The 26,574-nt window shown below is 63.9% G+C and carries 28 protein-coding genes, 1 tRNA gene and 1 pseudogene; 11 read left to right on the top strand and 19 right to left on the bottom strand.

What is annotated here, in order from left to right; translation table 11 throughout:
* Positions 1–462 precede the first annotated feature (462 nt).
* The 10 genes from ACWTU8_RS15485 to ACWTU8_RS15440 form a co-directional block, all read right to left on the bottom strand.
* Complete coding sequence (locus tag ACWTU8_RS15485; RefSeq protein ID WP_455849070.1) at positions 463–1,971, bottom strand: DUF6538 domain-containing protein; 1,509 nt, start codon at positions 1,969–1,971, stop codon at positions 463–465.
* 118 nt (positions 1,972–2,089) lie between these two features.
* Positions 2,090–2,174 (bottom strand) — tRNA-Leu (locus ACWTU8_RS15480).
* Positions 2,175–2,241: 67 nt separating this feature from the next.
* On the bottom strand, positions 2,242–2,862 hold the full coding sequence (locus ACWTU8_RS15475; RefSeq protein ID WP_127208631.1) for a 2,3-bisphosphoglycerate-dependent phosphoglycerate mutase: 621 nt from the start codon (positions 2,860–2,862) through the stop codon (positions 2,242–2,244).
* Positions 2,863–2,894: 32 nt separating this feature from the next.
* Positions 2,895–3,737 (bottom strand): 4-hydroxy-tetrahydrodipicolinate reductase, encoded by an 843-nt coding sequence (gene dapB, locus ACWTU8_RS15470; RefSeq protein WP_455848837.1) that lies wholly within the window; start codon positions 3,735–3,737, stop codon positions 2,895–2,897.
* On the bottom strand, positions 3,734–5,587 hold the full coding sequence (locus ACWTU8_RS15465) for an ABC transporter ATP-binding protein (protein ID WP_455848836.1): 1,854 nt from the start codon (positions 5,585–5,587) through the stop codon (positions 3,734–3,736). Before ACWTU8_RS15465 ends, dapB begins: the two co-directional genes overlap by 4 nt.
* 127 nt (positions 5,588–5,714) lie before the next feature.
* Positions 5,715–6,731, bottom strand: a complete 1,017-nt coding sequence (locus tag ACWTU8_RS15460) for a glucokinase (protein ID WP_455848835.1) — start codon at positions 6,729–6,731, stop codon at positions 5,715–5,717.
* A 351-nt stretch (positions 6,732–7,082) separates the two neighbouring features.
* Positions 7,083–8,174, bottom strand: a complete 1,092-nt coding sequence (gene mepA, locus ACWTU8_RS15455; RefSeq protein ID WP_455848834.1) for a penicillin-insensitive murein endopeptidase — start codon at positions 8,172–8,174, stop codon at positions 7,083–7,085.
* Positions 8,175–8,233: 59 nt separating this feature from the next.
* Positions 8,234–9,139, bottom strand: coding sequence for an SDR family oxidoreductase (locus ACWTU8_RS15450; protein ID WP_455848833.1), 906 nt, complete (start codon positions 9,137–9,139; stop codon positions 8,234–8,236).
* Positions 9,136–10,296: a tRNA epoxyqueuosine(34) reductase QueG gene (gene queG, locus ACWTU8_RS15445; RefSeq protein ID WP_455848832.1), complete on the bottom strand. Its 1,161-nt coding sequence runs from the start codon at positions 10,294–10,296 to the stop codon at positions 9,136–9,138. The genes ACWTU8_RS15450 and queG overlap by 4 nt, the downstream gene beginning before the upstream one ends.
* Complete coding sequence (locus ACWTU8_RS15440; RefSeq protein WP_029347960.1) at positions 10,277–10,969, bottom strand: glutathione S-transferase family protein; 693 nt, start codon at positions 10,967–10,969, stop codon at positions 10,277–10,279. Before ACWTU8_RS15440 ends, queG begins: the two co-directional genes overlap by 20 nt.
* A 163-nt stretch (positions 10,970–11,132) precedes the next feature.
* On the opposite strand from ACWTU8_RS15440, the gene ACWTU8_RS15435 reads away from it, so the two are divergent.
* Both ACWTU8_RS15435 and ACWTU8_RS15430 read left to right on the top strand, forming a co-directional pair.
* Positions 11,133–11,939 (top strand): undecaprenyl-diphosphate phosphatase, encoded by an 807-nt coding sequence (locus ACWTU8_RS15435; RefSeq protein ID WP_455848831.1) that lies wholly within the window; start codon positions 11,133–11,135, stop codon positions 11,937–11,939.
* Between the two features lie 179 nt (positions 11,940–12,118).
* Positions 12,119–12,946 carry a class I SAM-dependent methyltransferase gene (locus ACWTU8_RS15430; protein WP_455848830.1) on the top strand — a complete coding sequence of 276 codons (828 nt, stop codon included), beginning with the start codon at positions 12,119–12,121 and terminating at the stop codon, positions 12,944–12,946.
* Positions 12,947–13,051: 105 nt separating this feature from the next.
* Here the strand turns inward: ACWTU8_RS15430 and ACWTU8_RS15425 are convergent, their stop codons facing one another.
* Together ACWTU8_RS15425 and rsmI are read right to left on the bottom strand one after the other, a co-directional pair.
* Positions 13,052–13,429, bottom strand: coding sequence for a YraN family protein (locus ACWTU8_RS15425; RefSeq protein ID WP_455848829.1), 378 nt, complete (start codon positions 13,427–13,429; stop codon positions 13,052–13,054).
* Complete coding sequence (gene rsmI / locus ACWTU8_RS15420) at positions 13,422–14,369, bottom strand: 16S rRNA (cytidine(1402)-2'-O)-methyltransferase (protein WP_455848828.1); 948 nt, start codon at positions 14,367–14,369, stop codon at positions 13,422–13,424. The genes ACWTU8_RS15425 and rsmI overlap by 8 nt, the downstream gene beginning before the upstream one ends.
* Positions 14,370–14,535: 166 nt before the next feature.
* On the opposite strand from rsmI, the gene ACWTU8_RS15415 reads away from it, so the two are divergent.
* Both ACWTU8_RS15415 and ACWTU8_RS15410 read left to right on the top strand, forming a co-directional pair.
* Entirely contained in the window at positions 14,536–14,733 is a 198-nt protein-coding gene (locus ACWTU8_RS15415; RefSeq protein ID WP_287160223.1) for a hypothetical protein, read from the top strand.
* A gap of 7 nt (positions 14,734–14,740) precedes the next feature.
* Complete coding sequence (locus ACWTU8_RS15410; RefSeq protein ID WP_095517666.1) at positions 14,741–14,929, top strand: hypothetical protein; 189 nt, start codon at positions 14,741–14,743, stop codon at positions 14,927–14,929.
* A 69-nt stretch (positions 14,930–14,998) separates the two neighbouring features.
* Here the strand turns inward: ACWTU8_RS15410 and ACWTU8_RS15405 are convergent.
* Positions 14,999–15,247, bottom strand: a pseudogene (locus ACWTU8_RS15405) (low molecular weight protein tyrosine phosphatase family protein); the annotation flags it as partial.
* A 56-nt stretch (positions 15,248–15,303) separates the two neighbouring features.
* Between ACWTU8_RS15405 and ACWTU8_RS15400 the strand changes: the two are divergent.
* Entirely contained in the window at positions 15,304–16,209 is a 906-nt protein-coding gene (locus tag ACWTU8_RS15400) for an FHA domain-containing protein (protein ID WP_455848827.1), read from the top strand.
* A gap of 52 nt (positions 16,210–16,261) precedes the next feature.
* Here the strand turns inward: ACWTU8_RS15400 and hemW are convergent, their stop codons facing one another.
* Genes hemW through rph form a run of 4 tightly spaced genes read right to left on the bottom strand, consistent with a single transcriptional unit; the run spans position 16,262 to position 19,218 of the window.
* The gene (gene hemW, locus ACWTU8_RS15395) at positions 16,262–17,425 is read right to left on the bottom strand and encodes a radical SAM family heme chaperone HemW (protein ID WP_455848826.1); all 1,164 of its coding nucleotides are present in this window, start codon (positions 17,423–17,425) and stop codon (positions 16,262–16,264) included.
* Positions 17,422–18,084 (bottom strand): RdgB/HAM1 family non-canonical purine NTP pyrophosphatase, encoded by a 663-nt coding sequence (rdgB, locus tag ACWTU8_RS15390; RefSeq protein ID WP_455848825.1) that lies wholly within the window; start codon positions 18,082–18,084, stop codon positions 17,422–17,424. The genes hemW and rdgB overlap by 4 nt, the downstream gene beginning before the upstream one ends.
* Entirely contained in the window at positions 18,084–18,494 is a 411-nt protein-coding gene (locus ACWTU8_RS15385) for a VOC family protein (protein ID WP_455848824.1), read from the bottom strand. The genes rdgB and ACWTU8_RS15385 overlap by 1 nt, the downstream gene beginning before the upstream one ends.
* 7 nt (positions 18,495–18,501) lie before the next feature.
* The gene (gene rph / locus ACWTU8_RS15380; protein ID WP_029347945.1) at positions 18,502–19,218 is read right to left on the bottom strand and encodes a ribonuclease PH; all 717 of its coding nucleotides are present in this window, start codon (positions 19,216–19,218) and stop codon (positions 18,502–18,504) included.
* Positions 19,219–19,352: 134 nt separating this feature from the next.
* Between rph and hrcA the strand changes: the two genes are divergently transcribed.
* From hrcA to ACWTU8_RS15355, 5 genes are all read left to right on the top strand, one after another.
* On the top strand, positions 19,353–20,483 hold the full coding sequence (gene hrcA, locus ACWTU8_RS15375; RefSeq protein ID WP_455848823.1) for a heat-inducible transcriptional repressor HrcA: 1,131 nt from the start codon (positions 19,353–19,355) through the stop codon (positions 20,481–20,483).
* Positions 20,484–20,563: 80 nt separating this feature from the next.
* Positions 20,564–20,761, top strand: a complete 198-nt coding sequence (locus ACWTU8_RS15370) for a hypothetical protein (RefSeq protein ID WP_029347942.1) — start codon at positions 20,564–20,566, stop codon at positions 20,759–20,761.
* A gap of 214 nt (positions 20,762–20,975) precedes the next feature.
* Positions 20,976–21,593: a LysE family translocator gene (locus ACWTU8_RS15365; protein WP_455848822.1), complete on the top strand. Its 618-nt coding sequence runs from the start codon at positions 20,976–20,978 to the stop codon at positions 21,591–21,593.
* Between the two features lie 173 nt (positions 21,594–21,766).
* Complete coding sequence (gene cysK, locus ACWTU8_RS15360) at positions 21,767–22,747, top strand: cysteine synthase A (RefSeq protein WP_455848821.1); 981 nt, start codon at positions 21,767–21,769, stop codon at positions 22,745–22,747.
* A 209-nt stretch (positions 22,748–22,956) separates the two neighbouring features.
* Entirely contained in the window at positions 22,957–23,583 is a 627-nt protein-coding gene (locus ACWTU8_RS15355; RefSeq protein WP_455848820.1) for a glutathione S-transferase family protein, read from the top strand.
* A gap of 15 nt (positions 23,584–23,598) precedes the next feature.
* Here the strand turns inward: ACWTU8_RS15355 and ACWTU8_RS15350 are convergent, their stop codons facing one another.
* Positions 23,599–24,855, bottom strand: coding sequence for an RNA polymerase sigma factor (locus ACWTU8_RS15350; RefSeq protein ID WP_455848819.1), 1,257 nt, complete (start codon positions 24,853–24,855; stop codon positions 23,599–23,601).
* 7 nt (positions 24,856–24,862) lie between these two features.
* The gene (locus tag ACWTU8_RS15345; protein WP_029347934.1) at positions 24,863–25,231 is read right to left on the bottom strand and encodes a YciI family protein; all 369 of its coding nucleotides are present in this window, start codon (positions 25,229–25,231) and stop codon (positions 24,863–24,865) included.
* A gap of 241 nt (positions 25,232–25,472) precedes the next feature.
* On the opposite strand from ACWTU8_RS15345, the gene ACWTU8_RS15340 reads away from it, so the two are divergent.
* Positions 25,473–26,432 carry a TAXI family TRAP transporter solute-binding subunit gene (locus tag ACWTU8_RS15340; RefSeq protein ID WP_455848818.1) on the top strand — a complete coding sequence of 320 codons (960 nt, stop codon included), beginning with the start codon at positions 25,473–25,475 and terminating at the stop codon, positions 26,430–26,432.
* Positions 26,433–26,574: the final 142 nt, after the last annotated feature.

The following is a 26,574-nucleotide window of genomic DNA, read 5'->3' as shown; positions in this document are numbered from 1 at the left end:
CTGAACGTCCACTATTGTCATTTCGGACACCGGAAAGCTGCCAGTCCGCTATCGTGAAGAGTTTCGGGCGCCGGCAGGCGTACGAAAGTCCCCGAGGAAGGCCGGGCCACAGGCGGTGGGCTCGCGACCGCGAGCAGTTCGCGGGCGAGCGCGAGCCCTAACCGCGCGCCCATCCCGCGCAGCGGGTTCGTTTGTAGACCCCCAAATGCGACGTCTGAATAGTGGTTCGGCGATAACCGCTCTTGGCGCAACCAGGAGTTACGAGCTTGCTCCAGCAGCTCTACGCGTCTAAGGACACGCCGCGGCGCGGCGGCAGTTCGATCTTCTCGAGCGATGATGCCACCAGGGCCAAGCCGATATGCCTGTAGACACCCGAGGAACTGCTGTCTGTGTGGCCCTGAATGGCGTCGGCCACGCTGTCAGATATGCCAACCCTTGACGCTTCGGTCTTGAACCAGTGCCTCAGCGCATGATTCGGCGCCTTGCGTCGATCGGAAAACCCGTTCGCTCGAACCATACGGCCAGCCGGTTAGCAACGCCTTTCGAGGCATGCTTTCGCTTCGGATCGCCTGACGAGCGGCAATAGAAGAGTGGCCCTTGGCCTTTTGCGCTTACGAACTCCAGGAATCCTGCAGCCAGCAGAGCGGGATGGATCGGCACAGTCCTTTCGCTTTCGGCATTCTTGAGGCTGCCGGCATCGCTTGCGGGCATGATCTTGACAACCTGGTATCCGTCTTCCTCAAATACGTGACTGCCGTGGAGCTGTGCCATCTCCCCGATCCGCGAGCCTGTCGCGGCTGCCAGCCAGGGGAGCCACTTCTTCCCGGGGTCAGAAGCATCGCTGGCCAGTTCCAGCAGACGAGCCACCTCCTCGCCGCTATAGCCGAGCATCTTCTTGCCCGCCTTCGTCTTGCGCGCGACCTTGATGCCCTGGGAGGGATCGGAGGCCGCGAGCCTGTTCGCTACGGCAAACCTGAACAGCGCACGGGCCCAGCCGAGATAGCCTCGCGAGATGGTTGCCGCCGCCTTATTGGCTTTGACGAGCTTGTCTTTCCAGCCGATGATATCCTCGGCGGCGATGCGAGTAATGTCGTCCGCCTTGTCCTCGACGAACGATTTGAGGTCGCGCATGATGCCGCGCCAGCTGGACAGCGTGCTGGCACTCGGATCGGTTTCCGCCTCCCAGCGCTCGAACAGTTCGTCGAGCGAAATCGGCTTGGCTGCCGGTGCCATCGGCAGAGAGCTGTGCAAGGCAGGCGCTTCAGGCTTTTTCGCCTGCCGAAGATTGCCTGCATGAAGATCGCCCAGCGATGGATCAGGCTGGCCCTCGGCGATTGCCCGAAGGGCGTCGAGTTCATGTTCGATCAGTAACCGGGCAAGAGCGATGGAATCAGGACCGCTCATTCCAGGGATCCGGCCCTTCGCAATGGTTATGAACTCGGCAAAGTTCCCAGTTGCGCGCATGCTCTGAAGGCTTTTGATGCGCTTGCCGAGACGAAAGCGGTTGACGAAGGCGATGACTTTTTCGAGATCACCTTCGGCAACGAGGTGGTCGAAACAGGTATAGGCATCCTGTTCGCCGTGCCCAAAGTCCGTCGGCACCGGCAGGGGTCCGAACTCGCCGCGCCAGAACCGAGCGGGAGCCGCGGTCGCCTGGCTGAAGAGCTCCGCACGGCGGGAGAACTCCTGTTCGCTCGCCGCGATGGCGTGTTCACGGGCGATCTCGCGGAAGCCGGCACGGATAGTTCGGGAGTCCGGCGACGCAGCAGCGCCGTGATTGTCGCCGGCGATCTTATCGGCACGAATTTCGTCGAACCGGTTTTCCAGTTCGACGCTTTTGCGAGCGAGACGCGACTTGGCTGTTTTCAGATCTTTTGTGCGCAAGGACCGGACCACGATTTGACGCCCGTATATAGGGGCAATGTCCCCAGGAACCCAAATTCGGCAGTAAAAAATGCCGCTGCGCGTCATCATCCGTTCGGGCAGTGTCGCCATCGATTCGAGCCCGACTATAACAGTCACTGTTACAACTGGGCCGAACTGGAAAAGCGAATCAGAACCTGAATGAAATCAGGTGCTTACAAGATGATGGTGCCCAGAAGAGGACTCGAACCTCCACTCCTTGCGGAACACGGACCTGAACCGTGCGCGTCTACCAATTCCGCCATCTGGGCTGGTGCGGGCTCTTTAGGCGGGCAAGGGGTGAGAGTCAACGCGCTTTTTTGAAACCCGCTCGCCGACTCAGTCCTCCAGCACTTCCTTCGAAGCCACCGTGGAATCGGCGTTGAGCTTATAGATGACCGGGACGCCGGTGCCGAGCTCCAGTCTGACGATCTCCTCGCCCGACTTGCCGTCCAGCGCCATGATCAGCGCGCGCAGCGAATTGCCGTGCGCCGCCACCAGCACGGTGCCGCCGCGCAGCACATGCGGCTGCAGGTCGTGCAGATAATAGGGCCAGACGCGCGCGCCGGTGTCCTTCAGGCTTTCGCCGCCGGGCGGCGGCACGTCGTAGGAGCGGCGCCAGACATGCACCTGCTCCTCGCCCCATTTCTTGCGCGCGTCGTCCTTGTTGAGGCCGGAGAGGTCGCCATAGTCGCGCTCGTTCAGCGCCTGGTCGCGGATGGTCTCGAGATCGCTCTGGCCGACCGCGTCGAGAATATGCTGGCAGGTCTTCTGCGCCCGGATCAGCGACGACGTGAAGGCGATGTCGAATTCCATGCCGCGCGCCTTCAGCTTGGCGCCCGCCGCCTTAGCCTCGGCGTGGCCCAGTTCGGTCAGGTCGACGTCGCGCCAGCCGGTGAAAAGGTTCTTCAGGTTCCATTCGCTCTGGCCATGGCGCACGAGCACGAGAGTTCCCGACATTTTTGCTCCTTCAATTTGTGGATCAGATCGTCTCAGGCGAGTCCGAGCACGTCGCGCATCGAATACAGTCCCGGCTTCCTGCTGCGCGCCCAAAGTGCGGCCTTGATCGCACCGCGGGCGAAGATCGCCCGGTCCTCGGCGTGGTGGGCGAGCGTGATGCGCTCGCCGGTGCCGGCCAGCACCACGGAGTGGTCGCCGACCACCGAGCCGCCGCGCAGCGTGGCGAAGCCGATCGAGCCTGTCTTTCGCACGCCGGTGTGGCCATCGCGCGACCGCACGCTGTTCCCGTCAAGGTCGATGCCGCGCCCGGTGGCGGCGGCTTCGCCGAGCAGCAGCGCCGTGCCCGAGGGTGCGTCGACCTTGTGCCGATGATGCATTTCCAGGATCTCGACATCGAAATCGTCGGCATCAAGCGCGCGCGCCGCCTGCTCGACCAGTACCGCCAGCAGATTCACGCCGAGGCTCATATTACCTGACTTGACCACCGTCGCGTGGCGCGCCGCCGCCGCGATCTTGGCATTGTCGTCCGCCGAGCAGCCGGTGGTGCCAATGACATGGGTGATGCGCGCCTGCGCCGCATAGCCGGCGAATTCGACCGTCGCTGCCGGGCTCGTGAAATCGAGCACGCCGTCGGCCTTGGCGAAGGCCGGCAGCGGATCGTCGCCGATCGTCACGCCGATATTGCCGATGCCGGCAAGCTCGCCGGCATCCTTGCCGAGATGCGGCGAGCCGGCCCGCTCGATCGCGCCGGCGACGCGGGCGCCCGGGATGGTGTGGATGGCGCGGATCAGCGCCTGGCCCATCCGGCCGGCCGCGCCGACCACCACCAGGCCCATTTCATTGACGTGGGGGTCGTTTGTGGCCGTACCGCTCATAAATTTCTCCCAACCGCTTTCTTCGCGCGCCGCAGCGGAGTTTGGATTGGCTTGCCGTCGTCGACAAGCCCCAGCCCATTGTTGCCCTGCACCCGGTGGAACCGGGCATATACGCTGTGCGGGTCGGCCATCAGCGAGGCATGCGTGCCTTGTTCGACCAGCCGGCCCTGTTCCAGTACGATGATGTGGTCGGCATTGACCACGGTCGACAGCCGGTGCGCGATGACGATGGTCGTGCGCCCTTGCATCACCTGGGTCAGCGCCTGCTGGACGCGCGCTTCCGCCTCGTTGTCGAGCGCCGAGGTCGCCTCGTCTAGCAGAAGGATCGGCGCCTGCCGCACGATGGCTCGGGCGATCGACAGGCGCTGGCGCTGGCCGCCCGACAGCGTCAGGCCGCCTTCACCGACAGGGGTGTCATAGGCTAGCGGCTGCTGGCGGATGAAGCCGTCGGCCTCGGCCTGTTGTGCGGCCAGCTCGATCTCGGCGTCGCTGGCGCTCAGCCGCCCGTAGCGGATATTGTCACGAATGCTGCCTTCGAACAGATAGGGCTGCTGCGAGACATAGGCGATAGAGCGGCGCAGCGACTGCTTGGTCACCTCTAAAATGTCCTGGCCGTCGACCTCGATGCTGCCCGCCTCGACATCGTGGAAACGCTGCAGAAGCGCCACCAGCGTCGACTTGCCGGCCCCCGAGGCGCCGACGATGGCGGTCATCTTGCCGGCGGCGGCGACGAAGCTGAGATCCTGCAGCACCCGAGCGCCGGCGACATAGCCGAACGACACATTGTTGAAGCGCACCTCGCCCCTGCTGATCTTCGCTTCCGCCGCTCCTGGAGCGTCGCCCTGCTGCGGCTCGAGGTCGAGCAGTTCGTAGATCATGCGGGCATTGACTAGCGCCCGTTCCATGCCGACCTGCATGCGTGCCAGCCGCCGGGCCGGATCGTAGGCGAACATCAGTGCGGTGATGAAGGAAAAGACCGCGCCAGGCGGCTGGCCGCCGACGGCTGCCCGGTAGCCGGAATAGGCGATGACGCCGGCGACGGCGAAGCCGGCCAGCATTTCGGAGATCGGCGTCAATCGTTCCGAGACGCGGGCGATGCGGTTTGCCCGCTGCTCGGCACCGTCGACAAGGCCGCTGATGCGGCGCGACAGCTCGTCCTCCAGCGTAAAGGCCTTGACGATGGCGATGCCTTGCGTCGCTTCCTGCATGGCGCCGATAAGCCGCGAGTTGATCTGCACCGCTTCGCGCGTGGCGCGCCTTATTCTGCGGGTCAGATAGACAACCGTGTAGATCAGCGGCGGCCCGATCAGCAGCGACATCAGGGACAGCATCGGATCCTGCCAGATCATGACGCCGATCAGCGCGATCAGCGATACGGCGTCGCGTGCCACGGATGTCAGCGTCATCGACAGCAGGTCGCGGATGCCGTTGACGTTCTCGTTGATTTGGGCGGCCAGCCGTCCCGAGCGCGTGTCGTTGAAGAAACCGATGCCGAGCTTCATCAGATGAGCGAAGATGCGGCGCTGGTAGCGCGCCACCAGATTGTTGCCGATTCTGGCCAGTGTCACGGCCTGTCCGTAGGTGGCCAGCCCGCGCAGCATGAAGGCGCCCAGGATCGACACGCAGATCAGCGCGATGAGATCGCCGCGCTGCTTGTAGAAGATCTGGTCGACGACATCCTTCATGATCCAGGCGGTGAAGGCGGTCGTGGCGGCAACCGTCACCAGGCACAGAACGGCCAGAACATAGTACCAGCGATAGTCGCGGCTGTTCTCGGCGATGATGCGGCGGATCACCGCCACGATCTCGCCGGGCCGGGCTTTGGCTTGGTGGTTTGGCGACTGGTTCAAGTCGGGATCGTTCCGTGATGTCGGTTCGGCTCCGCGGCCGGGCTAATTCGGCAATCCTCTTAGCGCCCTAGTGGCGGCTTGCCTATGGCAGAGGCCGGCAAAACTTCGCCGCGGCTTCGGTCGTCATCTAAGCCCGCCAGCGCCGCCCTGCCGTCTGGACGCCGAACAGGGACGGGTTCCTGGCATAGGCGGCAAGGCCGGAAAGCGCTGCCAGCGGATGGGTGATCACATAGACGGGCATGGTGCGCATCAGCTCGCTGTGCGGCGCCTTGTCCTCGAAGGCGGCGCGGAAATTGCCGGTTTTCAGCGCCGGCAGGATTTTCTGCGCAATACCGCCGGTCAGGAAGACGCCGCCGCGGCTCATGAACACCAGCGCAAGGTCGCCGGCGGTGCGTCCGAGGCAGGTGACGAACATCGACAGCGCTTCCTCGGCCACTGGATCTGACTTCGCCAATGCCGCGGCGGTGACCTCGGCCGGCGTGGTGAAGGGGGCCGGCTTGCCGTCCGCCTTGGCGACCGCCCGATAGGCATTGACCAGGCCACGGCCGGACAGGATCTGTTCCCCGGAGATGCGGCCGTCGAGTTTCTCGATATGCACAAAGACCTCGAAATCGCGCGGCGAGCGCGGCCCGATATCCATGTGTCCCCCCTCCCCGGGCACCGGTATCCAGTGGTTCAGCGCGTGGACCAAGCCGGCGACGCCAAGCCCGGTTCCGGGACCGAGCACAACCCGTCCGGCATTGGGCTCCGGCGCATCGCCGCCGATCTTTTCCATATGCTCTTCGCCGAGCGCCACCACGGCCAGCGCCTGCGCCTCGAAATCATTGAGCACCACGACGTCGCTGAGGCCGAGGTTGGCAAACATCTTTCTCGGCTTGACGATCCACGGGCAGTTGGTGAGCGGGATCTCGTCGCTGTCGACCGGGCCGGCCACCGCCAGTACAGCGGAGTTGGGCCGGACCGACGAGCGGTCGAGAACCGCCGCCTGGATCGCCTCGTCGATCGTGTTGAAATTGGCGGTCTGGACGATCTGTGGTTCGGTTGGTTCCGAGTTCGCGTCGAGCACGATTGAAAAGCGCGCGTTGGTGCCGCCAATGTCGCCGATCAGGACCGGAAACTGCGCTGTGTCGTCGTCGCCTGGCATGCTCTCGTCCGTCCCGGTTCCCAGTGGCGTTCCGCCGTTCTTTCGTTGACTAGCGCATGACCCGGGAAAGGGAAATCGGTTTTCGAAATAAGGCGGCCAGGATTCGGAGCAGGATGGGGTCGGATGTGGCCTCAGGTCAGGCCGAACCGGGGACGAAGGCATGCCTGCGGGCAACCCGGATCGCTGCACTCCTCGACCACTGTATCGGCATGGATCCTAGGGCGGAGCAGGAGCGAAGCGACGTCGCGGAGGCCCTAGTATCCATGCCGCGATCTTCGAGCGCTGCTGCGTTGAACGCCTTCGCAGAGCAGGATTCCAGACGATCGATCAAGCGCCTTTCCCTAATATCGGTCAGTTCCCCGGTCGCGGCCGCGGCAGCGGAATGCCGATCTCGGGCGTTGCCGCGAAGGCGCTGACCGAGGCCGGGAGCGCTGCCGCGCCGCTTGCGGATGCCCGCGCCGGCGACGGAGCCTTTGTGAGAACTGGTGCAGCCGCGACCGGCACGCCGTCGCCATAATAGGTAACCGCCTCCGCCGAAGCCGGATCTGGCCCATCGAGCACCGCCTGACATGCTGCGGGCAGGCTCGCCATGGTCATCACGTCGCGCGCTTTCGGTCTATCCGGGTTCTTGTTGGGACGCCACGGTTCCTCGGTGAACCACCATGCCAGCGACTGGTCGCAGCCGTCGCCGGGCGCCGTGTTTTCCTGCGCTTTGCAATTGGGCGAGCCGGGCTGGCAGCCGATGCGGATGTGGAAGTGATAGTCGTGGCCCCAGAACGGCCTGACCTTGCGCAGCCATGCGCGGTCGCCTTTCACCGTGTCGCAGAGCTTCTTCTTGATGCCCGGATTGACCAGGATGCGCTCGACTTCCGCATAGCTTGCCGCGCGCTTCAGGAGCCGCATATGCGCCGGAACCCAGAGCGCATCTTTCACCAGATGGGTCTTTTCGTCGACAAGCAAGGTGGCGCTCATGTTCTCGCGCTGCTCGATCGAAAGCTTGCGGTCGGGCATTGGCGTCAGCCAGATGTCGGCGTCGAGGCCGATCTGGTGCGAGGCGTGGCCGGTCAGCATCGGGCCGCCGCGCGGCTGTGAAATGTCGCCGACCAGCAGGCCGGGCCAGCCATCGGCCGCGGCGTCGCGCGACAGTTTCTTGATCAGCGCGATCATTGTCGGATGGCCCCAGCGGCGGTTGCGCGAAGGCCGCATAACCTCCCATTTCGGGCCGTCCAGGGGAATGGCGACGCCGCCGGCAAAGCAGCCCTTGGAATAGAAGCCGATCGACTGCGGCGCAGCCACGGCCGGCAGTTTTTTGGCGCCGAACAGGTTCTTTGCCAGTTCCTCGGCCGCTGCAGGTCGCACTGCAAGCCCCGCTATGGCGAGAACGGCGAGTGCTGCGGTCAGCAGCAGCGTTCTACCGGGCAATGGTCGCTTCAACGTTTTCATGAGGCAGAACCCCTCTGCGAATTAAGTCGAATCATATCACGCCCGGCGCGACGTTTCGATCACGACCGCTTCATCGGACTGCGCGCCTCGCCGTCGCGCCAGCTACCCTCAGCCCACATATGGTCGAACGCCGTCCAGTAGTCGGGAAAGCGGAAGCGATAGCCGGCCGCCTTGATCGCTGTGTTGGCGACACGTTTGTTCTCGCCATAGAAGGACCGCGCCATGGGCGAAAGTTGGGCGCTCTCGAACGGAATCTCGGGCGGCGGTGTGACGCCCATCAGCCCGGCGGCATAGGCGACGACGTCCTGCGGCGGCGCCGGCAGATCGTCGGTGACGTTGAAGATGCCGCCGCGATTGCCTTCGGCGAGATGCCAGAGCGCGCCGGCAATATCATCGCAATGGATGCGGTTGAACACCTGCCCCGGCTTGACCAGCCGCCGCGCGGTGCCGTTTTCCAGATTGACCAGGGCATTGCGGCCCGGCCCGTAAATGCCGGAAAGCCGCAGGATCGCCACCGGCCGGCCGATGTCCTGACCCAGTTTCAGCCAGTCCCGCTCGGCGGCGACACGCAGCATCGAGCGCTTCGACAGCGGCCGGCACTCGGCGGTCTCGTCCACCCAGCCGCCGCCATGGTCGCCGTAGACGCCGACGGTGGAGAGATAGGCGATCCATTCGAGCGCCGGCATCTCTGCCGCGATTGTCCCGCGCGCCGCATTCAGCACCGGGTCGCCGGCCTCTTCCGGCGCCACCGAGACGACGAGATGGGTTGTTTTCTTCAGCGCGTCGCCGATTTCGGGTGTCAGCGCGCCATCGAAAAGCAGCGGCTGGATTCCGGCTTGCCGCAGCGCTTCGAATTTCTCCGCTGCGCGTGTCGTCCCAAGGATTGTGCCGGCATCCTTGTTGGCTCGGGCTAATGCCTTGCCTGAATAGCCGGCGCCGAAAATAAAGATCTGCTTCTCGCTCATGCATGCGCCTCGATTTGATTTGCCAGCGCCAGGCGCCATTCGCGTTGCACGGCCTCGTCGCTTTCTGCTTTCATTGCAGCGGTGGCACGTTTGGCAAATTCGGTCTCGGGCACAAGCCGTGACAGCGCCCATACCGCCGCCCCGCGCACCAGGGGCGAGGCATCGCCGAGCAGTGCACGCACCGCGTTGCGGAGCGAGGAATCGCCTGAATTGCCGGCAGCGATCAGCACATTGCGGACAAAGCGGTCGCGACCGATGCGCTTGATTGGCGAACCGACAAAGAGTGCACGGAAGGCAGCGTCGTCGAGCGTCAAGAGATCGGCGAGCGGCGGCTCGCGCAAATCCGCGCGGGCGACGAGCTTCGCCTCCGAGGCAACCTGGGCAAACTTGTTCCATGGGCAGGCGGCCAGGCAGTCGTCGCAGCCATAGATGCGGTTGCCGATTTTTTCCCGGAACTCATGCGGGATCGGTCCCTTGTTCTCGATGGTGAGGTAGGAGATGCAGCGTCGCGCATCGAGCCGGTAGGGCGCCGGAAAGGCGTCGGTCGGGCAAACGTCGAGACAGGCGCGGCACGAGCCGCAATGATCGTCCTCGGGCGTATCGGGCGCAAGCTCGGCCGTCGTGAAGATGGTGCCGAGGAACAGCCAGGAGCCATGCGCGCGGCTGACCAGGTTGGTGTGCTTGCCTTGCCAGCCAAGGCCGGCGGCTTCAGCCAGCGGCTTTTCCATCACCGGGGCGGTATCGACGAACACCTTTACGTCGCTCCCCGAGCGCGCCACGATCTTGCCGGCGATCTCTTTCAGCCGGCCTTTCATCACGTCGTGATAATCGCGGTTCTGCGCATAGACGGAGATCGCACCACAACCGGGCTTCGCCAGCACCGCGCGCGGATCATGGTCCGGGCCGTAGTTCATGGCCAGCACGATGATCGAGCGAACCTCAGGCCAAAGTGCTGTCGGCTCGCCGCGGCGCTCGAGCGTCTCGGCGATCCAGCCCATTGAGCCTTGAAAGCCGTCGGCGACGAACTCGGCCAGCCGGGCCGGCGCCAGCGGGATGGCATTTGGCGTGGTGACGGCAACAGCATCGAAACCGGCGCGCCGTGCCTCGCGGTCGATCAGCGCGCGCAGGTTTTGCGCTCTAGAAATCGAGGTCCGCATAATGTGACACCGGCGACAGGCCGCGCACCCGGTCGGACAAAAGCGGCCGGAACGACGGCCGTGATTTCACCCGTGCGTACCATTCGCGCGCGGCAGCGTGTTCGCGCCAGTCGATCTCGCCGAGATAGTCGAGCACGGACAGCGCAGCCGCAGCCGCGAGGTCGGCATAGGTGACCTTGTTGCCGGCCAGCCAATGGCGGGTGCCGGCCAGCCAGTTGGTGTATTTCATGTGCTGGCGGATATTGGCGCGCGCGGCGCGGATCGCCGCCGAATCGGGCGAACCGCCGCCCGCCGTTTCCGGCATAACCGGCTTCAGCACGCGCTCGCGCACCAGATGCCGGGTAACCTCGCCCTCGGCCTTATTGAGATACCAGTCGGTCAGCCGGCGGATTTCGGCGCGCTCCATCGGGTCTTCGGCGAACAGCCGCTTGTCACGCTTCAAGACGCCGCGCGTCTCGTCGAGATATTCCGCGATGACGACCGCGCCGACAATCGGCACGTCGCCCTCCGCAAGCAGGATCGGCAGCGTGCCGGCGGGGTTCAGCGCCAGGAATTCCTTGCGCCGCATCCACGGCTTTTCCTCGATCAGCGCCAGCTCCTCGCCATACTCGCCGAAAGCGAGGCGAACGAAGCGGCAGGTGGCGAACATCGGGTGGTGGAAAAGCGTCAGCATGGTCCCGCGATAATAGAGCGCACTGGCAAATCGCCGGCTGCGCCGGTAAGTCTTGGCCGCCCCGATTCAGGTGGGCGTCAGGGTGCTGCGAGCTATAGGAGGAGTTCCGCGCCATGACAAGCAAGCCGTTCTTCAAAGCCCTCACTCGAACGCCGAGGTTTCCATGGAAAGCCAGACCATCGTCGAAGCGTTGCTGCTCGGCATGATCGAGGGCATGACCGAGTTCATTCCGGTCTCGTCGACTGGCCATATCCTGCTTGCCGGCCATTTTCTCGGCTTCCATTCGACCGGCAAGGCCTTCGAGATCCTGATCCAGCTCGGCGCCATACTGGCTATCCTCAGCGTCTATTTCCATCGTCTATGGCAGATGCTGGTCGATCTGCCGCGTGATCGGCTGACGCGGCATTTCGTCCTCGGCATCCTCGTCGCCTTCCTGCCGGCGGCCGTCATCGGCGCCCTGGGGCATGGCTTCATCAAGACGGTGCTGTTTGAATCGCCGAGGCTGATCTGCGTCATGCTGATCATCGGCGGCGTGGTCCTGCTGTGGGTGGATCGCTTCAAGCCGAAGCCGCTCTACCATGACGTCGAGCGGTTTCCGCTCAGGCTCTATCTGCAGATCGGACTGTTCCAGTGCCTTTCGCTGATCCCCGGCACGTCGCGCTCCGGCTCGACGATCGTCGGCGCGCTGCTTCTGGGCGTCGACAAACGCGCGGCTGCAGAATTCTCCTTCTTCCTCGCCATGCCGACGATGGTCGGCGCCTTCGCCTTCGACCTCTTCAAGAACCGCAACGTGCTGACCAGCGCAGATCTGCCGGTCATCGCCGCCGGTTTCATCGCCGCCTTCGTCGCGGCGCTTATCGTCGTGCGCTTCCTGCTCAACTACGTCTCGCGCCACGGCTATTCGCTGTTCGGCTGGTGGCGGCTGGTCATCGGCACCGTCGGGCTGGCGGCGCTGTTCGTCTGGGGGTAAGGCGGCACAGTTAATTTGGAACGGTCGCCCTAGGGTCGGACCAATCACTCTGAACGACCGAGCTCAACCCTTCCTGGACGTTCACCCCACCACAATTCCGGAGGGAACGTCGCATCTGAGCAGACACCGGTGGTGTGGCATGGTACCGTTGCTAACAGGCGATATCTTGCAGGTGCGCAATGTCAGGGCACGAGCATTGGCAACTCGATGGCAGCGCGCCCGAGCTTTACCAGCGCTACCTGGTACCGGCGATCACTTCGATATGGGCAGCCGATCTTATCGATCGCGTGCAGCCAAAGCGCGGAGAAGCGGTACTCGATGTTGCTTGCGGAACTGGCGTGGTGACGCGCCTGGCTGCCGAACGGGTCACGACGGGACGTGTCATCGGGCTTGATTTGAATGAGGGTATGCTCACCGTCGCGCGGTCCGTGTCGCACACAGGTATGCCAATTGAATGGCTGCAAGGCAGTGCGCTCGCACTCCCGGTTAATGACGGCGCGATCGACCTCGTTCTTTGCCAACTCGGTCTCCAGTTCTTCCCGGATCGAGCCTGCGCTGTCCGCGAGATGAAGCGGGTGCTGGTACCTTCGGGCAGGGTTGCGCTCAGCGTCTATAGCGCCATCGAACGCACACCCGGCGCAGAGGCGTTTGCAAGTGCTCTCGATGAGCGGCTAGGACCGGACGCGTCGAAGATCAAACGTGCCGAGCATATTTTTGCTGACGCGAATGAGGTCGGCGATCTGTTGAGGAAAGAGGGGCTGGGTGACGTCGAACTCTACACCGTCACGAAAACGATTAGCTTTCCATCTGTTCTCGACTATGTACGTTTTCAGCTGATCGCTACACCCATGGCTGGCCTCTTGGCCGGTTACCAGGCGTCCGAGCGCGACAGCGTGATAGAGGCGGTCGCCTCCGCCACTCGGTTGCGCCTTGATCCGAGCATGATGGTCGATGGGCGCTTCTCGTTCCCACAGGAGGCGCATATCGCGATCGCAAGCAAACTCTGACGTAGATTTAGCTGCAGTTTCGGCTATTGGCACTGCTTGCCCGTTCCCGATGGACGAGACGATGATAACATCCACCTATCTCGGCCATTTGCGGCAGGGCATGGTCTAGTTTCGCCCGTAGAAAACATTCTCGACATGCACCGGCCAGCGCCACGGCAGCACCGCGACCATGTCGAAACGCACCGACAATCGTCCATAGTCGGACTGTCGCGACAGCCAGAGATCGGCGGCGCTTTCGATGCGACGCTCCGATTCGTAGCGAACAGCCTCCATGGCTTCCATCAGAGTGCGGCGCGCCTTCACCTCGACGATCAGCACTAGGTCGCCGCGGCGCGCGATCAGGTCGATCTCGCCGAACCGCGTGCGGTGGCGGCACGCCAGGATCCGGTAGCCCTTCACCATCAATGCCGCAGCCGCCAGCCACTCGCTGCGGTGGCCGCGCCGATAGGCCCGTTGGCGGCTGGCGACCGGGCGTTCAGCCAACGTCGTCTTTCCCTGTGTCGCCCTCTTTGCCAGTATCGCCCTTCTTCCCAGTATCCTTGAGTTCAAGCAATCGCCGGTAAAGCGCCTGCTTCTGGCCGCCGGTCATCTTGGCGGCTTCCGCCGCCGCCTTGGAGGCCGGCATCTCGGCGGCAAGCGAAAGCAGCAGCCGGTCGATGTCTTCAGGTTCGTCGGCCGTTGCTTCCGACGGGCCGACGCAGATGACGATCTCACCCTTCGGCGTGTCGGCCGCCTCATAGTGATCGGCGAGCGACTCTAAGGTGCCGGTCCGCATCTCCTCGAAGGTCTTGGTCAGCTCGCGGCCGATCGCGGCCTTGCGGGCGCCGCCCAGCGCCTCGACCATGGCACTGAGCGTCTCGGCCAGCCGACGCGGCGATTCGAAGAAGATCAGCGTCGCCGGCACGGCTTTCAGCGCTTCCAGCCGCGCCAGCCGCTGCCCAGCCTTCACCGGCAGGAAACCGGCGAACAGGAAGGCGTCGGAAGGCAGGCCTGACGCCGTCAGTGCCGCAAGCGGCGCCGACGGGCCGGGGATCGGCACCACGCGAATGCCTTGGTCGAGAGCCTCGCCGACCAGCCGGTAGCCGGGATCGGAGATCAGCGGCGTGCCGGCGTCCGAGATCAGCGCCACGCTCTGCCCGGCCAGCAAGGCCGCGATCAGCTTCGGCCCGGCCTCGCCGGCATTGTGCTCGTGATAGGCTGACGTGCGGCGGCGGATGCCGTAGCGGTCGAGCAGCACGCGGCTGACCCGCGTGTCCTCGCAGGCGACGATGTCGGCGGCGGCGAGCGTTTCAAGCGCGCGTAATGTGATGTCGGCGAGATTGCCGATCGGCGTCGCAACGAGGTAGAGCGCCGGCTCGAGCGGCCGGGCCGGTATCTCGGTCTGGCCGATCACATAGCTGCGTCTTGCCAACTCGCCGGTCACCGGTGTCCCCCGTCAGGCTCTGACCATGAATGCATTCTACCCTGTTTGGCACGGCTCACGCCCGGTGGCAAAACCCATGCCGAAGTGAGGCGGCGGCCATGCCTTTGCCACAGTACGGAACGAAACCGTGCCCGGCGGATTTATGCCTGATCTCGGGAGGAGCAGGATGGACAGCCTCAAGATACAGGACGTTTTCGAACCCTACTATGCAGGCCGCAAGCGCTTTGCTGCGCGAACGGACAAGAGCCTGCCTGCCAAAGCCGGCGCCGGCTTGGCTAAAAAGCCGCGAAAGCGTCGTCCGTCAAAGGCAACCAAGCTGAAAATCGAGCCCTCGACCGGCACCGGCAGCACGATGGAGCACTGACCAGACGATGCCCAATCGCTTCGACATTTTCATCACCCGCCTTGAAACGAAAAGCTCCCGCAACGGAGCGCCCCCACATCCGACAAGCGATCGATACCGCGCCCGCCCCGACAAGGGCGACGCCAAGCCGGCTCGCGACGGTGAGGCGGACGCCGAGAAAGGCCACGCCAAGCGCCGCCCCAAGCACGACGCCTGACTACCGCAACCTTCGCGATTGGCCGAGACACTTCTCTCTAAAGCGCAGGGGAACGCTCGGCCAGATCATTCAACCCAGATACTTCGAGACGCGCGCTTCCAGCAGACGCACCAGACCTGGGTCCATGGACTCATTAGTCGTCCGGAATGTCGAGGCAGATCACGCGGGCCTTCTTCAGGCTGGCCTTGAATTTCTTCTGCAGTTTGGCGCGGTGCGCCTTTCCATCACGAAGATGATGTCGGCCTAGGAGACGAGGTCGTGCGTCAACGGGGTGTCGGCATCGTAGTTGGTGCCGGCCGATGCGACTTCGATATCCCTAACGCTCCGTGTTAAGATTGTACCTGCGTGGGCGCTTGAGCGTACGGGAGAGGATTATGTCGGCAACCTTAACCGCACTGAGCAACAGAGAGGCCTATAGGCTGGGAGATTTCAACCTGATTGGTCGTGGCGAACATGCCACCATAAGCTTGGCAGACGGGGAAGTTTCGCGCCAGCATGCAACGATCCGGCGCGACGGCGCGAACTACTGGGTTGTTGATGTCGGCAGTGCCAATGGCAGTTACGTGAATGACGTGGCGCTCACAACCGCGCGTATGCTGCACACCGGCGATCGCGTCCAGTTCGGCAGATCGATTTTTCTTTTCGACCAGGGCACGACTGCCCCCGATCTAGATTCGCAAGTGGCGAACACAAAAACTCAATGGGGCAAGCCGGCAACCCCTACGAGCCGGGCTGCCACCCTGTTCGTTGCTGATTTGAAGGAGTTTACCGGAATTAGCGCAAGGCTATCCCCGGAACAGGTGGCGGCCCTCTTGGCCGAGTGGTATATGGACTGCAATGTGATTTTGAAGCACTACGGTGCCTCGATCGACAAATTCATCGGTGATTGTGTATTTGCTTATTGGCACGGGACCGCAGCGGATGTCTGTGTCTCTGCGGTTCAGGCTGCCCAGGCGCTCCGCGCTGCGGAAGACGCGGCTACGTCGCCAACCCGAGTATTGGTCAGGGAACAACAAGACATCGTGCTCGACTGCCGCATTGGCCTTCATGTGGGTGAAGTTGCTATCGGCGCTATGGGCAAAGGCATCAACACCGCGCTGGGCGATGCCGTGAATTTGGCCTTTCGTATTGAGGGATTGACGCGAAAACTGGACAAGCCGCTGTTGGTCAGCGCCCAATTCGTCGAGCACTGGCCTGAAGGTAGACAATATTTCAAGTCCTGCGGCTATCACGAGGTCAAAGGGCGCGCCGAGATGATAGAGGTATTCAGCCTAAAATAGGCGCGCCCGCAGTAGGATTTTCGAACGCAGCTCATACGCCCAAAACTATGCCTTACCGCGCCAGATCCGCCACCACCGCGTCGAGCACGATCATGCCGGCCGGCGTGGCGCGCAGGCGGGCATTGCCGATCGGCGCCACCAGCCCCTCGCCCTGCAGCATCGACAGCCGCGCCGTCGACAGGCCGCGCCCGGAAAACGCTTCGTAGCGCGAGAGATCGATGCCCTCGGCCAGCCTCAGCCCCATCAAGAGGAACTCGTCGGCCTCTTCCGAGCGCGTCAGGGTCTCGCCGCCGGTGACGCCATGGCCCTTGGCCTCGACCAGATTGGCCCAGGTTTCCGGCATTCTTTCGGCGATCGTCACCACGCGGCGGCCATTCTCGACGAAGCGGCCATGCGCACCGGGACCGACGCCGACATATTCGCCATAGCGCCAATAGGTGAGATTGTGCCGGCTTTCGGCACCTGATCTGGCGTGGTTGGAAATCTCGTAGGCCGGCAGCCCATGTGCGGCGGTGATCTCCTGCGTCAGCGCATAGAGATCGGCGGCATGGTCATTGTCGGGAATAGCGAATTTCTTGGCCGCATGCAGCGCATGGAACGGCGTGCCTTCCTCGATGGTCAGCTGGTAGAGCGACAGATGGTCGGCGGCGTGGCCGATAGCCTGTTCGAGCTCCGCCTGCCACGCCTCAGGTGTCTGGCCGGGCCGTGCGTAGATCATGTCGAAGGACAGCCGCGGAAAGATCTCACGCGCCAGGCCGATCGCATGCAGCGCTTCATGGACATTGTGCAAGCGGCCGAGGAAGCGCAGATCCTTGTCGTTCAGCGCCTGCACGCCGAGCGACACGCGGTTGACGCCTGCCGCCCGGTAGCCGCGAAAGCGCTCGGACTCGACCGAGGAGGGGTTGGCTTCCAGCGTCACCTCGATACCGGCGGGCACCGTCCAGTTCTTCGCCACCGCGTCCAGCACCGTCGCCACAGTTTCCGGCTTCATCAGCGATGGCGTGCCGCCGCCGAGGAAAATGCTGGTCACCTCGCGCGGTCCGGTGCGGTGGCGCATCGTCGCAAGCTCGGTCTCGAAGGCGCGCGCAAAACGCTCCTGGTCGACCGGCTGGTGGCGGACATGGCTGTTGAAGTCGCAATAGGGGCATTTGGCCGCGCAGAACGGCCAGTGGATGTAGACGCCGAAGCCGGGGCTGCGGTCGAGCAGCATGGTCATTTCACGCCCGATCGTGCCAAATCCAGTCTGGCGTGCGCGAATTTCTGAAAGGCGCGGGCGCGGTGCGACAATGCCGTCGGCTGGCCGGGCTTCCAGCCATGTTTTTCCTCTGCGGTCATCTCGCCGAAGGTCTTTTCGAAACCGTCCGGCACGAACACCGGGTCGTAGCCGAAGCCGAGTTCGCCGCGCGGCGGCCATACCAGCGTGCCCTCGACCTCGCCTCGGAAATATTCGGCCGCGCCGTCGGGAAAGGCCAGGCAGATGACGGCGACGAAGCGACCCTTGCGCTGCGCAGGCGCGGCCGCGCCGACTTCCTGCAACGCCACTTCCGCCCGCTGCATCGCCATGCCGAAATCGCGGGACCCGTCCGGCGCCTCGGCCCAATTGGCGGTATAGACGCCGGGCGCTCCGCCTAGCGCATCGACACACAGGCCAGAATCGTCCGACAATGCCGGCAGGCCTGTCGCCTTGGCGGCGGCAAAAGCCTTGAGATAGGCGTTCTCCTCGAAGGTGGTGCCGGTCTCGTCCGGCTCCGGCAGGCCGTATTCCTTGGCCGACTTCGCTTCTATGCCGAATGGCGCCATCAGATCGGCGAACTCGCGCAGTTTGCCGGCATTGTGGCTGGCTACGACAATTCTGTGCCCATAAAGCGAATGCATCAGAGGCCCCAGATTCTTGGCTCGGCGAATTCGATCGAATTGCCGGAAGGGTCGCGAATATAAATCGAGCGGCCGCCTTGCGGCCATTCGAACTCGCTTTCGATGGCAATCTTCTTCGCTTCCAGATGCGCTCTCCAGCTCACGATCTCGTCCGCGTTTGCTGCAAAGCAGAGATGGCCGTCGCCGACAGCGCCGTGCGGCGGCACTTTCAGCCTGGCATCGGGCGCCGGCGGCACCTTGGTCGCCTCGGCGTTGAAGACGAGCAGCACGCCGTCGCCGCAACGGAAGAAAAGATGCCTGCCGTCGACCTTGCCCAGCAGATCGAGCCCAAGCACGCCGGAATAGAACTCTTCCGCGGCATTGAGGTCGGTCACGTAGAGGGCTGATTCGAGGATGGCGGAAGGAGTCATGACAGGGTTAAGCTACAGCCATCTGTTGCAGGCTGACCAGTCGCTGGATGCCTTTCTTGGCCAATTCCATTAGCGCAGTGAACTGCTCTTCTGAGAAAGGCTCGCCCTCGGCCGTGCCCTGGATCTCGACGATGCCGCCCTTGCCGGTCATGACGAAGTTGGCGTCGGTGCCGGCCGAGGAATCCTCGAGATAGTCGAGATCGATGACCGGCTGGCCGTCATGGATGCCGCAGGAGATAGCCGCGACATGATCCTTCAGCACCTTGGCGACGCTGGCCATCTGCCGGGCTTCCATCCAGCGCAGGCAATCGTAAAGCGCCACCCAACCGCCGGTGATCGAGGCTGTGCGCGTGCCGCCATCGGCCTGAATCACGTCGCAGTCGACGGTGATCTGCTGCTCGCCGAGCGCCTGCAGATCGACCACGGCGCGCAGCGAACGGCCGATCAGCCGCTGGATTTCCAGCGTTCGGCCGCCTTGCTTGCCGGCCGAAGCTTCGCGGCGCATGCGCTCGCCGGTCGATCGCGGCAGCATGCCGTACTCCGCCGTCACCCAGCCCTTGCCGGAATTGCGCATCCAGCCCGGTACCTTTTCCTCGAGGCTGGCCGTGCACAGCACATGCGTGTCGCCGAACTTCACCAGGCACGAACCTTCCGCGTGCTTGGAGACGCCGCGTTCGAAGGAGATGGCGCGCATTTCGTCGAATTGGCGTTTGGAAGGGCGCATTCAGGCTTTTATCCTAATTTTCGGCATCGTGGCCGGCTTGTAGCCGCACGCGACGAGAGGCGCAAAGGAAAATGGACCAGTTGCGCCGGCGTGGCCGAAGTCTATATCTTTGGGCCGGAGGTGTTTGGCTCGAAATGACCAAGGCAGTCGATCCCAATTCCCAGTCGGCGGCAGTGCTCCAGTCCCCTGCGCTTCAATCGCCCGCACTCCAGTCGCCCGCACTCCAGTCGCTCGACATGCGCTCGCGCGACATCTTTCGGCGCATTGTCGATTCCTATCTGAAGGACGGCGAGCCGGTCGGCTCACGCAGCCTGTCGCGTATCCTGCCGTCTTCGCTGTCGCCCGCCACCATCCGCAACGTAATGAGTGATCTCGAGCATCTCGGCCTGATCTATGCGCCGCATATCTCGGCCGGCCGGCTGCCGACCCAGGTCGGCCTGCGCTTCTTCGTCGATGCTTTCATGGAGCTTGGCGATCTCTCCGACGAGGAGCGCCGCACCATCGAGGCGCAGGTGCGCGCCTCCGGCTCTGGCGCGACGCTGGAGCACATGCTCACCGAGGCCAGCCAGATGCTGTCCGGCATGTCGCGCGGCGCCGGCCTCGTGCTTGCCGCCAAGAACGAGGTGGCGCTCAAGCACATCGAATTCATCCAACTCGAGCCGACCAAGGCGCTGGCCGTGCTGGTGTCGCAGAACGGCGACGTCGAAAATCGCGTCGTCGACCTGCCGGCCGGCATCACCGTCTCGCAATTGCATGAAGCCTCGAACTTCCTCAATGCCCACATCCGTGGCCGCACGCTGGCCGAGGCACGGATCGAGATCGCCCGCATCAAGGAAGAGACCAAAGCCGCCCTCGACACGCTGTCGCAGGATCTGGTGGAGAAGGGCCTTGCGGTCTGGGCGGGCGCCGAGAGCGGCCTGCCGGCGCGTCTCATCGTGCGCGGCCGCGCCAACCTGCTGGAAAATGTCACCGCGCAGGCCGACATCGAGCTGCTGCGGCATTTGTTCGAGGATCTGGAGACGCAGAACGGGCTGATCCAGCTTCTCGACCTCGCCGAGGAAGGCTCCGGCGTGCGCATCTTCATCGGCTCGGAAAACAAGCTGTTTTCGCTGTCGGGCTCGTCGCTGGTCGTGGCGCCCTATCGCGACAAGGACGCCCGCGTCATCGGCGCGCTCGGCGTCATCGGCCCGACCCGGCTGAACTACGCACGCATCGTGCCGATGGTCGACTATACCGCGCAGCTTATTTCGCGCATGCTGCGGTAATACATGTCGCCCAAAACCAAAGCGCGTCGCACGAATCCCTTCAAACGCGACACGCTTTCGGGGACCTCAAGGAGAAAAAAATGGCGCTGGAATCATTCAAAGCCCAGATCAGCCTATTGCTCGAGCAGATGATCAACCAGCCCGAGGATCAGCATGAAGTGCAGGAACAACTGCGCGAAAAGCTGAGGGAGATGCGCGCCATGGGCCTGCCGCTGCCGGCCGATCTCGTCGCGCTGGAAAAGCGCCTCGACGACGATTTCTACGCAGCCGGAAACTGAGCCCGAAAAACCATACGGTCGATTTGCCGGCGCGTCACTTACGGCAAAGCCCGTCTTGATCGGCGCGTTCGCCTGGCCGGCGGCGCTGGTGCAATCGAAACCGTCCCTGAGGGAGTACACGCCTGCCCACCTTTGTGCGACAAGGCCCAGTCTTAAAAGGCTCAGTCTAAAAGGTCGATCCCGTTTTTTGGGGTCATGCGCTAAGGCCGAAACCATGACCCTCACCGGATTCCTCGCTTATAGCGCGGCCCTCGGCATCGCCGCTGCCATCCCCGGCCCGGGGCTCACCGCGCTTATTGCGCGTGCGCTTGGGTCCGGGTTTCGCTCGGCGCTCGCCATGTCCTTCGGGCTGATGCTCGGCGATCTCACCTACCTCACCGCCGTGGTGCTCGGCCTCGCGCTCGTCGCGCAGACCTTCGGCATGGCCTTCCTGGCGATCAAATGGCTGGGCGTCGCCTATCTCGCTTTCCTGGGCTGGCGCTTTTGGACGAGCGGCATCGCGCCCGAAACGGTGGCGGCGAAGAAAGGCAGGGGCGGGCTGGTGTCGAGCTTTATTGCCGGCCTCGCCGTCACGCTCGGCAATCCGAAGACGATGATCTTCTATCTCGCCATCACGCCGACCATCGTCGATCTGAAGACCATTACGCTCGCCGACTACGGCATCCTCGTCGCGCTGACGCTCGTCGTGTTGCTGGTGGTGCTGGTGCCCTATCTGGCGCTGGCGGCCAAGGCGCGCGGGCTTCTGAAGTCCCCGCGCGCGCTGAGGGCGCTGAACCGCACCGCCGCCGCCTTCATGGTCGGGGCGGCGGCTGCGATCGCCGCCCGGCAATAGGCCAGTTTTGCCCACGCCTGAATGCTTTTCCCGGGCGAGGGTGTTTTCAGAATGCGTTCCAGTCGGATATTTTCAAACGGCAGACTATCTTGCGCGGCCGAAGGCTTTATCCTGCCTTGTCGAGACTTATGCCTATCTGACTCTTGCCCGCCTAACTCTTGGGAGCGAAACCAATGAACAAGCCCGCCACCACCCAGCACGCGCCGGGCCGCGGCCGCATCTACAATTCGATCACCGAGACGATCGGCGACACGCCGCTGGTACGGCTCGACAAATTCGCCAACGAAAAGGGCGTCGTTGCCAATCTGCTGGCCAAGCTCGAATTCTTCAACCCGATCGCCTCAGTCAAGGACCGCATCGGCGTCTCGATGATCGAGGCGCTGGAGGCATCGGGCAGGATTGCACCCGGCAGGACGACGCTGATCGAGCCGACCTCGGGCAACACCGGCATCGCGCTCGCCTTTGCCGCTGCCGCCAAGGGCTACAAACTGATCCTGACGATGCCGGAAACCATGTCGGTCGAGCGCCGCAAGATGCTGGCGCTGCTCGGCGCCGAACTGGTGCTGACCGAAGGACCGAAAGGCATGAAGGGCGCCATCGCCAAGGCCGACGAGCTGGCCGCGACGCTGCCCGACGCCATTATTCCGCAGCAGTTCGAAAATCCGGCCAACCCGGAGATCCACCGCCGCACCACGGCCGAGGAAATCTGGAACGACACCCATGGCGAGGTCGACATCTTCGTGGCCGGCATCGGCACCGGTGGCACCATCACCGGCGTCGGCCAGGTGCTGAAGCAGCGCAAGCCCTCCGTGCATGTCGTCGCCGTCGAGCCGGAAGCCTCGCCGGTGCTGTCGGGCGGCCAGCCCGGTCCGCACAAGATCCAGGGCATCGGCGCCGGCTTCGCGCCGAAGATACTCGACACGACGATCTATGACGAGATCGTCAAGGTCTCCAACGAGGATTCGGTCGCCAATGCGCGGCTCGTCGCGCGCCTCGAAGGCGTGCCGGTCGGCATCTCGTCGGGCGCTGCCCTGCAGGCGGCGATCGTCGTCGGCTCGCGGCCGGAGAACAATGGCAAGAACCTCGTGGTGGTCATCCCGTCCTTCGCCGAGCGCTATCTGTCGACGATCCTGTTCGAAGGGCTGGGGGCTTAGGTCCCTCGACGAAGGTAGGTGGGCTTCAGCTAATCTCGAAAATTGCGCTAGTCCACCTAAGGAGCGACAGGCTCCAGCCGTGCGCCGAGGACCCAGATGGCAGCGCTGGACCGCTGAAAAAACACCTGTGGCGGCCGTTGCTCGCTTGAGTGGAGCGGCGCTTCCGGTTCAGATCGTCGCCGGCCTTGCAACGGCTGGCGGAGGATTTCATGTACAAGCTCTACACCCGTGCCAATACCGGCGGCGTTGTCGTCGAGGCGGCGCTGATACTGGCGGGTGCGCCTTTCGACCAGATCGATGTTCCGAAGTCGAACCCGCCCGACCAGGCCTTCCTCGATATCAGCCCCTTGAACCAGGTGCCAGTCCTGATCTTGCCGGACGGAAGTTCGATGACCGAATCGGCGGCGATCTGCATCCTGCTTGCCGAGCGCCACCCGGAAGCGAACTTGGCGCCGGCAGCGAACTCGCCTGACCGCGCCGACTTCCTGCGCTGGATGACGTTCATGTCGTCGGTCATCTATCCGGCTGACCTGCGGTTCTTCTACGCTCATCGCTACACAGCCGATCCCGGCGGCGTGAACGCGGTCAAGCAGGCGGCGATCTCGGAATTGGATCGCGGCTTGGCCATTCTCGATGCTGCCCTCGAAGGCCGCGACTGGCTGGTCGGCGACCAGCTCTCGCTGGCCGACATCTATCTCGTCATGCTGGTGGCCTGGCATCCCGAGGTCGGAAAAGTCCGCACCGCCTGGCCGAACATCGAACGCCTGTGGGCCAAATTGCGGGAGCATCAGGTGATGAGGAAGCTGAACGCCTCCCACGCCATGTGGCCGGCCTGAACCGATCGCCTTGTCTCAGTCTGCTTCCGCGCGGCCGAGCCCCGCCCGTCGTTCCTGCAGGAACCGGCGCACAGCCGGGTCGCGTTCGAGGCCGATCGCCCGGTCATAGGCTGCGGCCGCTTCCCGGGTTTTGTCGAGCCTGGCCAGAAGGCCCGCGCGGGCGGCCCAATAAGGCTGATAATCATGCAGCCGTTTGTCGTCGCCAAGCTCATCAAGTGCACTCAATCCCGCCGCGGCGCCGTCGGCCTCGGCAATGGCCACCGCGCGGTTGATCGAAATCACCGGCGAGCCGGCAACCATCGACAGCGCGTCGTAGAGATGTTTGATCGCAATCCAGTCGGTCCGGCCGGTCAGCCGCCGCGTCGTATGGGCGGATTGCACGGCCGCCTCGAGCTGGTAGCGACCGACAACGCCCTTGGCCGCGGCGCGCCTGAGCAGTGTCTCCGCTTCGTCGATCAAGGCGCCGTCCCACAGCGCAAGCTCCTGCTCGGCCAATGGCACATAGTCTCCGGCGGCGTTGCGCCGCGCCGCACGCCGCGCCTCGGCAAACAGCATCAGCGCCAGCAGGCCGAGCGCTTCCGGCTCATCCGGCATCAACGACGCCACCAGCCGGCCGAGCCAGATGCCTTCGGTCGCGAGATTGCGGCGCCGGGTTTCGGTGCCGGCCGGGTCGGACCAGCCTTCGGCGAACGCGGCGTAGATCGCTTCCAGCACCGCATCCAGCCGCTCGCCGAGCTCGGCCCGCTCCGGCACACGGAACGGAATGCCGGTCTCGCGGATGCGGTTTTTGGCGCGCACCAGGCGCTGGCCCATCGTTGCCGGCGACACCAGGAAGGCAGAGGCGATGGTCGCGGCGTCGAAGCCCAGAATGGCTTGCAGAATCAGCGGCGCACGCACGCCGGCCTCGATCGCCGGATGGGCGCAGGCAAACATCAGCCGCAGCCGTTCGTCGGGCAGGTCTTCATCGGCCATGCGGGCCTCGATCTCCTCGGCGATCAACCTGAGATGGTCGCGGCCCGCCTCGCTGGTCAGCCGCCGCCGGATCGCGTCGACGCTACGTTTTTGTGCCACCGCCAGCAGCCAGGCTTCCGGCTTCTCAGGCACGCCGGTTTGCGGCCAGCGTTCGAGCGCCGCCGCAAAGGCGTCGGCCAGCGCGTCCTCGGCGCCGGCCACGTCGCGGATGCGCGCGGCCAGATAGGCGACCAGCTTGCCGTAGCTTTGGCGGGCGGCTGCATCCGCCGCCGCCCGTGCGATCTCCGGACGACTGTCCATCACATGGTCATTTCTCAGATAAGTACTCCGTCATTTCCCAGATCGGTCGCACCTCGACCGTGCCAGTGCTGGCTGCTGGACAGCGCGCAGCCCATTCGATGGCCGTGTCGATGTCCGCCGCCTCGATCATGTAGAAGCCGGCAAGTTGCTCCTTGGTATCGGCATACGGGCCGTCGAGCACGTTGGTCTTGCCGTTAGCCATCCGTACAGAGGTGGCCGCCTGGGTCGGTCTCAGCCGGTCGCCGGCCAGCCATACGCCTGATTTCTTCAACGCTTCGGTATAAGCGCCATAGGCCGCGAGGGTCTGCTCGGTGCTCTCGCGTGGCGCATTCGCCATTGCGGCTTCGTTTCCGTAGATCAAAAGCATGTATCGCATGGTCTTCTCCCGTGGTTTCGAAGGCCGCGTCGTTGCCGGCCGAACCAATGTCGCGCGTCCTCGCCCGAATTCGACAGGCGCTGCAAAAATCTTTCGGCCCGGATGGCATCTCGCGCAAGCCTGCATGTCCAGCGGCATCGACCGTTGGTCTAATCGGCGCAATTGCGGGTTGGCATTTCCCGCCCGCTGTCTAAACTCGCGTCGGGTCGTGCGGTGGCAAATATTTCAGGGAGGAAATCACATGCTCAATTTCAGGACGAAGTTTGTTGCCGCCGGCGCGCTGGCGCTGTCGCTGGGCATTGGCGCGGTTTCGGCCAAGGCGCAGGAATTCATCAACGTGCTGACCGGCGGCACCTCGGGCGTCTATTATCCGCTCGGTGTCGCGCTGTCGGAAATCTACGGGAAGGGCATCGAAGGCGCCCGCACCCAGGTGCAGGCGACGAAAGCTTCGGTCGAGAATCTCAACCTGCTGCAGCAGGGCAAAGGCGAGCTCGCCTTCGCGCTCGGCGATGCCGTCAAACTGGCCGCCGAGGGCAATACCGAAGCCGGCTATCCGGGCAAGCTCGACAAGCTGCGCGGCATCGCCGCCATCTATCCCAACTACATCCAGATCGTTGCCAGCAAGGAGTCCGGCATCAAGACGCTTGCCGACCTCAAAGGCAAGAGCCTGTCTGTCGGCGCGCCGGCCTCCGGCACCGAGCTCAACGCCCGCGCCATCTTCGCGGCCGCCGGGCTGAAATACGAAGACCTTGGACGGGTCGAGTATCTGCCCTTCGCCGAATCGGTCGAGCTCATCAAGAACCGCCAGCTCGACGCCACGCTGCAATCGGCCGGCCTCGGCGTCGCATCGATCCGCGACCTCGCCACCTCGGTGCCGATCAACGTCGTTGCAGTACCGGCGGAGGACGTCGCAAAGATCGGCTCGCCCTATCTTGCGGTAGCCATTCCCAAGGGCACCTATGAAGGCCAGACCGAGGATGTCGCGACCGCCGCCGTCGGTAATTTCCTCATCAGCCATGCCGACGTCTCCGATGAGACCGCCTATCAGATGACCAAGCTGCTGTTCGAAAATCTCGACCAGCTCGCCGCCGCCCACGCCGCCGCCAAGGCGATCGACATGGCCAAGGCGCTCGACGGCATGCCGGTGCCGCTGCATCCCGGCGCCGAGCGGTACTACAAGGAAAAGGGGCTGGTGAAGTAGGGCACTCCCTCCCCCTCGAGGGGCCCTTGAGGGGGAGGGTGGCCCGCAGGGCCGGGAGGGGTCCTCGGCGACGCACTCCGTCTTTCAGTCAAAGGTCGAGGCAGTTGAGGTTACCCCACCCGTCCATCCGCCTTCGGCGGCT

Source organism: Mesorhizobium sp. BHbdii (assembly GCF_053848045.1).
This window is presented reverse-complemented; position numbering and strand designations above follow the sequence as displayed.